This is a genomic window from Pristimantibacillus sp. Z349TD_6, assembly GCF_056173205.1.
Window position 1 is genome coordinate 7,355,821 of record NZ_CM149662.1, and the last position, 13,471, is coordinate 7,369,291.

Annotated in this window: 8 protein-coding genes; 1 reads left to right on the top strand and 7 read right to left on the bottom strand. The window is 44.3% G+C overall.

Going from position 1 to position 13,471, the window contains the following annotated elements:
• The first annotated feature begins 20 nt into the window (after window positions 1–20).
• Window positions 21–1,598: a SpaA isopeptide-forming pilin-related protein gene (locus AC0VYE_RS31910; protein WP_475444803.1), complete on the top strand. Its 1,578-nt coding sequence runs from the start codon at window positions 21–23 to the stop codon at window positions 1,596–1,598.
• Between the two features lie 152 nt (window positions 1,599–1,750).
• Here the strand turns inward: AC0VYE_RS31910 and AC0VYE_RS31915 are convergent, their stop codons facing one another.
• The 7 genes from AC0VYE_RS31915 to AC0VYE_RS31945 all read right to left on the bottom strand — a co-directional run bounded on the left by AC0VYE_RS31915 (window position 1,751) and on the right by AC0VYE_RS31945 (window position 13,438).
• Window positions 1,751–2,479, bottom strand: a complete 729-nt coding sequence (locus tag AC0VYE_RS31915; RefSeq protein WP_076266609.1) for a response regulator — start codon at window positions 2,477–2,479, stop codon at window positions 1,751–1,753.
• A gap of 7 nt (window positions 2,480–2,486) precedes the next feature.
• The gene (locus tag AC0VYE_RS31920) at window positions 2,487–3,647 is read right to left on the bottom strand and encodes a sensor histidine kinase (RefSeq protein WP_076266205.1); all 1,161 of its coding nucleotides are present in this window, start codon (window positions 3,645–3,647) and stop codon (window positions 2,487–2,489) included.
• A gap of 76 nt (window positions 3,648–3,723) precedes the next feature.
• Window positions 3,724–6,429: a stalk domain-containing protein gene (locus AC0VYE_RS31925; RefSeq protein WP_475444806.1), complete on the bottom strand. Its 2,706-nt coding sequence runs from the start codon at window positions 6,427–6,429 to the stop codon at window positions 3,724–3,726.
• A 191-nt stretch (window positions 6,430–6,620) separates the two neighbouring features.
• Window positions 6,621–11,003, bottom strand: coding sequence for an Ig-like domain-containing protein (locus AC0VYE_RS31930; RefSeq protein WP_475444808.1), 4,383 nt, complete (start codon window positions 11,001–11,003; stop codon window positions 6,621–6,623).
• 182 nt (window positions 11,004–11,185) lie between these two features.
• Complete coding sequence (gene metK / locus AC0VYE_RS31935; RefSeq protein WP_076266208.1) at window positions 11,186–12,400, bottom strand: methionine adenosyltransferase; 1,215 nt, start codon at window positions 12,398–12,400, stop codon at window positions 11,186–11,188.
• A gap of 158 nt (window positions 12,401–12,558) precedes the next feature.
• Complete coding sequence (locus tag AC0VYE_RS31940; protein ID WP_475444810.1) at window positions 12,559–12,834, bottom strand: small, acid-soluble spore protein, alpha/beta type; 276 nt, start codon at window positions 12,832–12,834, stop codon at window positions 12,559–12,561.
• Between the two features lie 112 nt (window positions 12,835–12,946).
• Window positions 12,947–13,438 carry a hypothetical protein gene (locus AC0VYE_RS31945; RefSeq protein WP_076266210.1) on the bottom strand — a complete coding sequence of 164 codons (492 nt, stop codon included), beginning with the start codon at window positions 13,436–13,438 and terminating at the stop codon, window positions 12,947–12,949.
• Window positions 13,439–13,471: the final 33 nt, after the last annotated feature.

Below are 13,471 nucleotides of genomic sequence, written 5' to 3' on the forward strand. Positions count from 1 at the left end.
ATCTAAGAGGAGAGTGAAAGATGCGTTATTTTAGGAAAAAAATCAGTTTAGCCCTGGCTCTGTTATTAATTTATTCATTGTCGCTTAGTTCCCTTGCCATGGCGGAAGGTGATAGCAATCAAGGTACGAATGCTGCAGCACTCGTAGATGAGAATAGCTGTCCACAGTACTCATCGGATCGCAAGGATGTCATTGCCACGCATTCCAATATCGTAGTCAATAATAACGGAACAGCTACCGCTACGTTCCAGACGTTAAAAGATTGTGTTAGAGTCAGCTTCTCCGGCTATGAAGGCCCTGCTGACTGGGCACCTGGACCCGGCGATACAACCATTCCATACAACAAGCAAACATTTTTTGAGGGACAGTCTATTATATATCCCAAAGCAGGTACTTACTCCGTTTCGATTAACATTCCACGATGCTTGCCTTATCAATTAGATATCTATAGCGGAGATTTAATTAAGACATTGGGTCCCGGCGCTCATGGTGACAAAATTTTAGCATGGAATCTAAAGCTTTCGAACAGCTGCACGGGTAGTATCATCATCAACAAACATTTAAATGATGTCGAGGGCGCTCCTCATGCAGGCATTACCTTCGAGCTTTGGAAAGACGATAAATTAGTCAAAAGCGGCGTTACCAATAGTGACGGTATTTTGCAATTCAACGAATTGCCTATCGGCACCTATACATTAAAAGAATTAACCTTAGATGGCTTTACCACCGATTTAGTGGCTACCCAGCAGATCGTAGTAACCACAGATAAATCTGTGCAAAAAGCAGTTATTAATACGGCTAAGCTCAAACTTGAAACGGCCTGCTCCGCCGACCCGAATAAAACAAGAGCTTGGAAAGTAACCAATGAGAGTAACATTGAGGTTTCTTATTCATGGGAAATTCCAAATTCCACTCAAACAGGAAATGGCGTAATACCTGGAAAAGGTTCCGTAAGCTTTTCAACGAATACGGAGCTCGTCAACCCAACTGATCCACAAGCTGTACCTAATACGCTGAAGATCCATTGGGGCAAGGAGAAAGAGCTTTCACTTGTGAACGCAGGCGAAACCTGCTCTACGCCTACTCCAACACCGTCATCGACACCAACTCCTACACCTGAGACTACACCTACTGCTACACCAACTCCTACACCTGAGAGCACACCTACAACTACACCAACTCCTACACCTGAGAGCACACCTACAGCTACACCATCTCCTACACCTGAGAGCACGCCTACAGCTACACCAACTCCAACACCTGAGAGCACACCTAACAATACACCACCTTCCACACCTGTGAGCACGCCTAACAACACGCCTACTGCAACAACTACAGTAACGACAACACCTACATCATCACCTGAAGCAACACCTATTGTTGAAATTGATGATGAAGATCCACCTGTTGGAGGAGTTACTGAAGGTGGAGAAGGCGAGCCGCCAATCGATCCTGTTGTTGCTGTAGATGAAGATCAAGTCCCGCTTGCTACTCTGCCAAAAACAGGCGAAAGCAGTCCGGTTCCTTATTATCTCATCGGGGCATTTGCCCTTTCAGCGGGATTCATTACTCTTCGCAAACAAAAACAAAGAAAATAATTAAGATGATATGTTCCAAAACGCACTCTTAGGCTGTTCTTATATAGCTTAGGAGTGTTTTTCTTTTCCACAACATTATTTGCAAACAAAAAAAACCCGCATCAACCGATACGGGATTTTGCTCGATATGTAAGTAATGATCAAAAAGGCTGCTACAGTGTAACCCATCCATATTTGATCGATTGGATAACAGCTTGCGTACGGTCATCAACTTCCATCTTTTGCAAAATGCTGCTCACATGGTTTTTAACCGTCTTTTCGCTAATGAATAAAAACTCTCCAATGAGCTTATTGCTCTTGCCCTCTGCCATAAGCCTTAACACCTCTGCCTCACGGCGTGTTAATGGGCTTTCATCGCCAGCAACGAACTTAACTCCCGGTTCCTGAGCAGCTGCAGCACCTGAGACAATTCCCATCTCATCCAAATACGTCATACGGCGAAGCTGGTTAATGAGCTTGCCTGTCACTTTAGGATGGATATAGGCATGACCTTGGACAACGGAACGAATGGCGTTAATTAGCGATTCTGCCTCCATATCCTTCAGAAGGTAACCCGTAGCCCCTTTACGAAGGGTCTCGAATACATAGCTCTCATCGTCGTGGATAGATAAAATGATAACCTTAACATCAGGAAACATACTTTTTAATCGTTCAGTCGTCACGACACCGTTCTCTATAGGCATATTAATATCCATCAGGACAATTTCAGGTATGGTATGATTGCAAAACTCTAAAACTTGAATGCCGTCACCACATTCGCCGATAACTTCAAGATCGTCTTCCATATTTAGAATCCGCTTAAGTCCTTCACGAAACAGCTGGTGGTCATCCGCAAGTAAAATTTTGATTGTATTCACATTGCTTGCAGCTCTTTGGATCATCATCATCTTACTCCTTTCTAGATTCGGCAGTAGTAGGTATATCTATTATAATTTTCGTCCCTCTACCGGGATTTGAGTCTATATCCATCCTTCCCTCTATTAGCTCAATGCGTTCTCTCATCCCTACCAATCCAAAATGTGCGTTTCGAGTAGCATCCTGCTCGATTAAATCGCTGTTAAATCCAACGCCGTTGTCTTGAATTACGAGTGAAATATGCTGTGGCTGATAGTTAATCTCGAGCATTACATGTGAAGCGCTCGCATGTTTTAGTGCATTGGTAAAAGCTTCCTGAACTAAGCGGTATATCGCCGCTTCCATTGCAGAGGGCATCCGAGTTTCTTTACCTATAAGCTCGAATATGGTATGTATTTTTGTTTTCTCTTCAAAATCCTGAGTGAATTTTCGAAGAGTCGGCACAAGCCCCAAATCATCCAACGCCATCGGGCGCAAATTAAATATAATTTTGCGAATTTCCTCAAGGCCGGAGCGCACTTGTCCTTTTAAATCTACTAATTCTTCCTGCACCATCACAAATTCCTGCTTGATTAGCATACGTTCTGCAATTTCTGTTCGAAGAACGATATTTGCGAGTGATTGCGCGGGACCATCATGGATTTCCCTGGCGATCCGTTTACGCTCTTCCTCTTGCGCCAAAATAATTTTCAATCCCAGCAGCTGCCTGGTTTTGGCAGACTCAAGAATACGAGTAACCTGATTAAGATCACCCGATAAATATTCAAGTACGACATTTATTTGCGAAGCAATCGTTTCAGCACGCTCGATGGAATTTTCTACATTTCGAACACGTTTTTGCAAATCATCTCGACGTGCTTTCAAGTAGGATTCCTTCTCGCGGTACACCATCAAATCCAGCTGGATTTGTGTAGCCTTCTCATAGGCAGACTTAATGTCATCTTCCTTGTATCGCACGAAATCCCGGCTCACTTCTGTCAGCCTTATACGCGCACGGCGATAGTCTTGCTCCAGCTGGTCAACTTTGTCAATTGTCTTCACCGTTTCTTGAAGGACAATTTCAAGCTCCTGCTCGAGTGATTCTAGCTCCGTGCGCGCGGATTCACATATTTCATAAATCTGGTATTTGCTGTCTTCCATCACTTCGATTGCGTTTTTAATGACTCGATTTATATCGACTGTAAGGTGGTCCACTGTAGATCGGCAACCTTTCTATATTAAAGGTTAATCTACTCTATCATACCACAGATTGGATATATTTCGTCCATCGTTAATCGATGGTAATCTTTTTCGCTTTCCCGTCATACCCGACCTTTAGGCCTAGTTTCTCTGAAAATAAACGGACCGGAATGAGCGTCCGATTATTACGAACGATAGGCGTAATATCTGACGATTGCAGAGCGCCATTTAAAATAAGATCCTTTTTGCCGAGTGTCATTTCCATCAGCTTATTGCCGCGAAGAACGGTGACTTGACCCGTTTTCCCGTCAAATAACAGCTTCGCTCCCATGGCATCGGATACGAACCGGACAGGTACAAATGTCGTTCCATTCAAAACGATTGGTGCTGAATCAAGTGTAATCGCTTTTCCATTAACCGTCGCAGCAGATTTGCCTACAGTCATAACGACCTTAGTTTGTGAATCAACCGTTACGGAAGGCGGATATTGCAGCTTCATATTATCTAGTCCAATAGAACCTGTTGCAGAACGCTCATCCTGCCCTTCGGCGATCGTCACAACGTAAATTCTTTTTAGTTTAACAGGGAATTTCATCCCTACAGAGGATAAATTCATCTTCACATTCTTCCAGCCGCTCCAATCAAGCTGTTTTGCAAGATCGATAAGATGTGCTTTGCCATCCGCATCAATGAACTCTGCGCGCACCCAGTTCAAGCTGTTATCGCCATAAAGATCAACCGTCATGGAAGTAGGTGAACCCTCAATCGCACGACCGTTTGTATTAAATACTACATACGATGCTTTAGTTCCTGTGCCGTTTGTGAAATCATAATCCAGCTTTAATGCTTTCGAAGAAGCTTGTCCTTGGAAATCGGATACCAAGCTTACGCTTCCTGTTGTTGTCGCAGGCGTGACCTGTGATGTAATGGGGTAGGTCGATTTTTCGAAATCCTCAAAGGTGCTTACTGCTTCCCCTTGTGTGAATGGAATCATTGTCGGAAAACCATCATAACGAGCAATGGCATAACCTGTGCTTGTACCTGCGTTAACCGACTGCACAGTTAGGTTATCGCCGTTTCTCGATGCGGTAAATCCAACAAACTCCCACTTCACGGAGTCAGCGCTAAGCTTATATGAATTTCCGTTTTTCAGCTTTACAGTAAGCGGAACAGAAATCGTTGCTCCTTTTGCCAGCACACCTGCATTCGTATCAATGGAGAGCGATGCAATTTGATCCTGTCCAATCACTTCAATTTCTTGTTTGGTAGAGATCGCTCCTGATTTCACAGTGAGATTCGTTTTACCCGCCTTTGTGGCAGTAAATTCATTGCCTTTGAACGTGCCAATGGCTTTCTCGGTACTCCATACGGCAGATGAATTGTCTACTTCAAACGGGTTATAGTACGTGTCATAGCCTTTTAATGAATACGACGATTTTTGACCGATAAACATAACATTAGCGCCGCTCACAGAAATGCCTTTCAACGAACCTGCTGGAGCAGTTGTGAATACGCCTATGCCGTTTGCAACACTTCTTTGGGTGGTGCCATATTGCGTAGGATGCGATAGCTTCAAATCATTTGTTCCCAGTGGACGCTCGATCATCGTTGTAGAACCGCCGCCATCCAGATTGACGCCTTTATATACGCCTAGCTGCAGCATAATTTGCTGAAGCTCCTTCAAGTTTACACCCGTATTCCCGCCGCTGCGCTCACTCGTGATGAGATATACTTTAGTGCCATCCTGTGAATAACCAACCGCTGAACGAGATGTATAGGAAGAGCCGCTTACTCCTGTAATATCGCGTGAGAATGGAGCTACTGCACCCGCATTGACTAACAATGTATGACCGCCAGCCATCATTTCAAAAGAGTTCGGATCAACCTTCGCTCCCGTCGTTTGCGAAACGAGCGCATAATCCGCATTGATCGCTTGCCCAACCTGTAAATGCTCCTTCACATAATTAGCAGCAAGGCCATGTGACCGGAGTATGTATCCATCAGCAGGTGCTTGACCTGCGATTGCTTTATCGATTGAAATCTCCTCAATTACGCCATTGCGAACTAATACTTCGGTAGGCGTGGAGCCTGAGTTTTTCGGGCGTTCTGTACCGCCCCAAGCACTTGTATAGATATACATCATATTGACATGGCTATAATTAGAGCCCGTTGTCTCCGGAATATAAGCAGATTGGTTAAGCCCTTCCAGCGGGAAGGTAGAGCCGTCTGCTGCCGTTACCTGGCCATTGAAGCTATAGTTGTCAATCATCGGTTTGCGGTCTTTAGAAACCGAGAATGCGTACATCCCCTTCAGCTTCGCAGGACTCGACATAAACATGCCGCTTGCGATTTGCCCGCCAAGCGGGGCGCCCTCATTGCCCATTACGAATACGTCTGCATTAATGCCAGCTACGGCTCCGTTTTCTTTTGTCATATTAAGTATCGTATTTAATTGACCTATGCTATTATTTTTTCCACTCATCGCATTTATAGATACGTAGGGATTTGTAAGATCGATTTCAATGACATGCACATCGGTTTGCACCTTGGAGCTGCCGCGTGTCGTTTGGAATACATAGTCAAGGCGCTTGGCGCCTGCTGTTATAAATGATTGCTGCGACAGCTTAAGCGTAGGGTCAGCAGCTGCCTCTGCCGATTGAATGACTGCCGTCTGCCAGCTGCTAGGCAAGATTGAAGCTAAAGGCTGTACTAGCAATGCTCCACCTAATACGACGATTATAACCCGTTTTCCTAAGCCTTCTGACTGCCGATCTATGATTTTTTGAAACTTACTCATTAGATTTACAACTCTCCCATCCATTAATCTATTAGTTATAGACTACAAGAGTTGTAGAAAAGTTACGCATGATAGAAGACTGCTATCGCTTTCTATAGGGTGATAGATATCAGCTATGTACATCGTGGAAATGAATGACATAAAAAGAGCAGCTCGCCGTTTGGGCGAGCTGCTCTGCTTTGGTTCAATTATTACGATGAAAGGAATTTCACCTTCTGCAGCAAACGAAGAAGCATAACCGTTCCTTCTGCACGAGTTGCATTGGTTTGCGGACTCAATGTTGTTGCTGTTTTACCGCTAATCACACCAATGTACACTGATTTCGCCATGTCTGTCTGCGCCCAAGCGCCTACCTTGCCTCGATCCGTATACTTCTTGAGATAAGTTGCGGCCGATTCTGGCAGCTGCACCGTTAGACCAGCCACCTTCGCTGCTCTAATCATCATAACGGCCATTTCCTGACGTGTAATCGGGTTGTTTGGCTTGAAGGTGCCGTCCGTATTGCCAGCGACGACTCCAGCCGCTGAGGCGGCTCCAATATACGCCCCCATCGCTGTATTTGCATTTACATCCTTGAACTTAGCTGCTGCACTCCTGTCGCTGCTGAGGCCAAGCCCTTTGGCGATATAGGTCGCAAACTCACCTCGTGTAATAGCCTTCTCTGGTTCAAACTTCGTTGCCGAGCGCCCTTCCACGATGAATTTGCGCGACATGATATGGATAGCAGAAGCTGCCCAATGCTTCGATAGATCGGAGAAGCTGGCTGAATTGCTAACAAGCGCATAAGCGCTGTTTCCTTTTCTTTTAAAAGTTGCTGTCGTCTTCCCGCCGCTTGTCGTAAGCTCGGTCGGAACATAGGAGAGCCCTCCTGTTGTTGGATCGAACCATACTACGGCAGTATTTTTAAAATCTGCATTTTGGTACGTCTGGATTGTTCTTGAAACATAACCGCTAAAATCATTGAATGGCTTTTGAATCGACCCACTCACAGCATTAATATCAAAATGATAAGGACCTGCAAGCAAGCTTGTATTTGAGCTATTAATTTTTGTACTGATACTACCAGTTAGCGTTGATAACCCTTGGTCAATGCGAATGATTAATTGACCAGTCGCGCTATTACCGTTTAGTAACGTATTAATTTTCATATAATCTGCAGCATTTAATTGCAGCTCATATGTGACATCTCCATATTGAACAGCAAATATCGAGTTCGAATTCAAGCTATACGCTGCGTCAAGCGCATTGATTGGAACAGCTACAATAGCAGCTCTCTCTGATGCTGGCACTTTAAAGGCTACACGCGGACTAGTTAAGCCAGCTGAGCGAGCTGTCTGAAAAGCTGTAAGGAGCTTATCGTTCGAAATGGTATATCGGTTGGCTTGAACACCAGCAGGTGATACGTCAAACATTGTCGTTGCTGCCGTTGTTTTCAAGCCGATGCCGCCGCCATCAGACGTTTCAAAGTCACCTGATAACCCATCAAGTATCGTCGTTTGGTTCGCAGCGTTTATGTTCGTAAAGCTATTGATCGTTGAACCGCTGTTTGTTCGAAGTCCTGACGCAGTTGAATAGTAAGTTACTGAAACCGTCTCTCCTATGGCAAAAGGAGAGGCTAACGTTAGTATAACGGACGATCCGCTAACATCTACCCTCGATATCGATTTAACAGAATTACTTGCGTTAACAGCAAACTGAACGGTAGACGGCACGTAGCTTGGATTTAATGATTCTGCAAAATTAATCGTAAGCGTAGAGCCTTTTGCAATGACGCCATAAATGTTGCCATTTTGCCCTCCGCTGCCTCCACCACCTGTGGTTACATTGTTAAAGGAAGGTGCTGCATTGCCGGCAAGATCTGTTATTAACGTTACGGATGCCAAATAGGAAACTGCCGTAATCTGGCTTCCTGTTACAGCTGATGAAAGGGTTAATAAAACTGTGCTTCCAGAAATCCGAACCTGAATAACAGAGCGTGCAATATTATCTACCAGTACATAAAATTGCCCCACTGTTGGAACGCTTTGTGGATTTAAACTTTTATTATAGCTCAGCGTAACGATATTACTGCTCACGCTAATGGACTGAAGATTAGGTGTACCTGTGTCTGGCGTACTATAGAGGCTGTAGTTATTAAATGCTGCCAAATAGTTACCTGCCGTATCACGAATGGGATACGTGCCCGGAGCATAGGTCACATAGACGTTCTGGTAATTTTGTATCGAGCCATTAATCGTTAACAAAATATTGCCGCCTGTGCTTGAGATCGAAGTTGTACTGTAATTCACTCCGCCCGCATTAACCGTAAATTGCAAATAGGCGTAGCTATTCACAGTCGCTAGATCCTTGTTAAAAGATAAAGTAATCGCTGTACCCGAAGCATTCCCGCTTACAATGGTTGGTGCTGAGACATCCTTAGCACCTGATACGTCCTGATTTGCAATACTAATCGCTTCATTTCCTGAAGTATCTTGAATTGGGCTAACTGCTGCTTTGGAATAAGAGAGCTTCACCACTTGTCCGGCCACAATAGGGCTCGATAACGTTAGAATAACTGTTTCTCCGCGAACTTGAACACCGACAACAGAACGAGGCGCTCCATTAACTGTCGCATAAAAGCTTCCTGTCGAAGGTACTGCGTGCACATTCAGATCTTCATTATAGGTCATCGTAATCGTTGATCCGCTCCACTCGAGCTTGCTTAATGTAGGAGCTGTCGTATCAGAACCAAATGATTGAAAAGTCCATTGATATTCATTTAATATTCCAGCAAAGCTATTGCCAGCCAAATCGGTTACTGCACTCGCATCAATCGTTACATAATAAGAAGTTTTTGCAGTAAATGGCTGTGTTGGCGCTATGACTAACACATTATTATTGTTACCATCAACATAATAGTTTGCCGTGATCGGCTGCAGTGATTTGTCTCCAATAGGGTTAAATAGGATTGAACCCGTTGCCCCTTTTTTTATCGGTTCACTAAACGTCGCTGTAAAAGCTTGATTTAGCCCTACTGAAACCGCATTGTTAAGCGGGTTCAATAAAGAAAGAGTTGGTCTTACTGTGTCTTGAGATACCGTAAAAGACCAATATGTCGATGAGGATATTCCTGCAAAATGATTACCTGCTGCATCACGAATAGCGCGATTGCCAATCGTTATATAGTATTTCGTATTGTTGACGAAAGCTTTCTCAGACTCTCCGTTTATCGCTTTATTGGGGTCTATCGTTATCTGATAGGTACCGCCGCCAGTCACGCGTTCCGAAGTAATTGGAATAGTACGGAACAAAGATCCTGTTGCAGCTTCTCTTATTTCAATGACTCCGCTGCTTGGGAAGACCGGTTCATTAAAATTAATTTTGAGTACAGAATTTAAGCTGGTGATAGATCCATTCGCTACCGGCAGTAATTCTGTTGCAAGAGGCGGAGTGGTTTCATAGCCTGGGTCTGTACTAAAATTCCAAACGGATGCTCCAGCAATACCGTGATACCATTGAGATCCATTCGGATCTGTCTGGGTAAAGGCTCCAGCATCAATTAATACATAATAAGCTGTATTTGGTTCAAAGTTAGAGCTTGGCGTTATTTTTACTTGATTTTTGGTTACTGTAATTCTCGATGAAAGAGCACTAAAACGCTCAAAAGTAGTATTATTGCTAATTCTGCGTATTTCAATATATTTGTCCGCACGTGCTTGTATAGCTTTATCAAAAGTGATAAACAGCTCTGAGTTTACTGGTACGGAAGTAGCATTATCTGCAGGAACAAATGGTGCAGCTACGTTGACCGGTGCTGCGTCCGTTGTAAAAACCCATGATGTGCCGTAATATAGGTTCCCCGCCGCATCTTGAAATGCAGTATCTGGAATTGTAACGGTGTATGTTGTATTAGGCTGCAGCGCTGCAGGAGGTTGAATGACGATTAGGTTCGTCCCGCTGCCTCTTACCGCGTTGGATGTAACAGCAATAGTACGGCTGTCCTCAACCGAGCTAATTTGTATGTTGCCACTTGCAACATAAACAGGCTCATTAAATGAAATCGTAATCGGTGTAGTCACCGCAATTGGAGCGACAGTCGGCGCCAAGCCCGTATGAGAAGGCCTGGTTACATCAACTTCAGCAACGGTACGAAAATTCCAGCTGCTGGCACTTTTTATACCTGCATAACCAACACCATTGGATTGGTTAACAAACGCACCGGCATCTACCAATATGTAATAATTCGTGTTTAAAGCAAAATTATTAGACGGATCTATTGTCACGACACGCTGCGATGAATCAATAGTAATACGATTAGACGATAGAGGTATACTCTCTACCAAGTTGCTTGTTGCATAGTCATAAATATTAATAGACGTTGAACTAGAGCCTTTGCTTACATTTTCATCAAAGGTCATCTTTAAATCAGCGGAGATCGATACGTTAATTAGATCGTCGGCTGGGCTCAAACTAAGTACGACGGGACCGGAAGCTGCTGCTGCCGCTTGCTGCGGAGCCGATGACCAGCCTGCTAGGCTTAATTGGAGCAACAGCATAACAGCGATAAACGAAGATAGCTTGCTCGTTCGATTCATTTCAATTCACTCCTCAAAAAATTACACTCGTACCTTATTTGTCGGTTACTAAGCATGAAAAATTTAGGTTAAACTACTTTTTTGTACCGAATGAATAACAAAAAAGCCGTCCATGAAGTAGTCATACTACTTTATGGACAGCTTTTTTAGCCTATAAAGGCTCTTATATTGTATATCGAATCTTAAACTCCGCTTTGAACGCCAGCGTCTGCTTTAAGCTTCTCCGCTTTGTCAACGCGTTCCCAAGGAAGATCAACGTCTGTACGGCCGAAGTGACCGTATGCAGCTGTTTGTCTGTAAATTGGGCGACGTAGATCAAGCATTTTGATAATGCCTGCAGGACGAAGGTCAAAGTTGCTAGTGATGATATCAACAAGTTTATCTTCACCAATTTTGCCTGTTCCATACGTATCTACGTTAATTGATACCGGTTGAGCAACACCAATTGCGTAAGCCAGTTGGATTTCGCATTTGTCTGCAAGTCCTGCAGCTACGATGTTCTTAGCTACATAACGGGCAGCATAAGCTGCTGAACGGTCAACTTTTGTAGGATCCTTGCCGGAGAATGCGCCGCCGCCATGACGAGCGTAGCCGCCATACGTGTCAACGATAATTTTACGGCCAGTTAGACCAGCATCACCTTGAGGTCCGCCAATTACGAAGCGGCCAGTTGGGTTAATGAAGTATTTTGTATCAGCATCAAGCCATTCCACTGGAACAACCGGCTTAATAACATGCTCAAGAATATCTTGTTGGATTTGCTCAAGCGTGATTTCTTCCGCATGCTGTGTAGAAACGACAATAGTATCTACGCGAACAGGTTTACCGTCTGCATATTCAATTGTAACTTGCGTTTTACCATCTGGACGAAGGTAAGCAAGCGTCTCGTTTTTACGTACTTCCGACAAGCGGCGAGCGATACGGTGAGATAGCGCAATTGGAAGCGGCATAAGCTCAGGTGTTTCGTTTGTAGCAAAACCAAACATTAGACCTTGGTCGCCTGCACCGATATCTTCGTTTTCTTGCTTCATATCTTTGCCATCACGAGTTTCAAGCGCAGCGTTAACGCCTTGCGCAATGTCAGCTGACTGCTCATTGAGCGAAGTCAATACTGCGCATGTGCTGGAGTCAAAGCCGTATTTGGCACGAGTATAACCGATTTCTTTAATCGTACGGCGTGCAATTGAAGAAATATCAATAAAATCAGCACGGCTGCTAATTTCACCAATAACAAGTACAAGACCTGTTGCTACAGAAACCTCACAAGCTACACGCGCGTATGGATCTGCTTCTAGAAATGCATCTAAGACAGCATCGGATATTTGATCACAAATCTTATCCGGGTGGCCTTCAGTAACTGATTCTGATGTAAACAAATGGCGTCCTTTAACCGACATCCGTATCAACCTCCTACAACCTTAATATTAATAAGTGCGGACATTCTACACAAAAAATGAACCTTTTCCCGTAGGAAAAGGTTGTTTTACAACTCTTCTAAAACAGTATGATACCGAAAATGTCGCTTTGTGTCAATGGACGCCGGAATTTCCAATAATTATTGATAACCGCTAAGCACTGATTCTGCTTGAGCTATCAGCCTTTTGGTGATCTCTCCGCCCACTGAACCAGCTTGCCTCGTCGATAAGGCTGACCAGTGTACGCTGTGGCCTCCGGAACCAGAGGATGCCCCTAGTTCGCCAGCAAATTCAGTGTCCGCTCCTTCGCTTGCATAGCCGCCTGAGGTTAAACCAAATTCTGCAGCAATTTCATATTTCAGTTGATTTAATGCTGCTTTACTTGTCGGTACTACTACTTTATTCGAACGACTCATAAATGACACCTCCAAAGAATGTAGGAACACAATTGTATTGTGCATCCTTTCATCTTCTTTGAAGCGTATAATCTATTGTCATTTCGGGTAAAATGTTGAACATCCATCCATATTATTGCAAGCTGTATTTCCCTTTAACCAATACCGTCAAGCCATTCTTTTGATTAGGATCTGGCAATATGCCGCGGCCCTCACGTGGGAAAAGCAATAAATGGTTGGTTGGAACAGCTTTCCCTTTAGTTAAATCCGTGCCGCCAGTTAGATCAGCTATACCGCTTGCGTCAGAGCTATAGGCAATTGCCTTGCCTACACGTACAATGACCTCTGTGCCTTGGCCAGCCATTAGCGTCTTGCCAGCTGGCACTGTGACAACTTCCAGCGCGGTGTCCGCGACAGGCGTCGTCGTACCGCCTCCAGGAGTGCCTCCGCCTAACTTGGCGAGTTGTTCATCCACATAGCTTTTAGTGACAACAGGGTCTTCTACAGAGCCCGGAGTCAGCGCATTTGATTCCGCTTCAAGCGGTGATGCAAAGTTTACGCCGACCCACACACCTGCTCCTACTAAAACAACTGCAACTAAACCGCGTATTACCTTTTTCTTCACTTTTGGAAGTCTCCTCTCTATCTCTCATCTCCT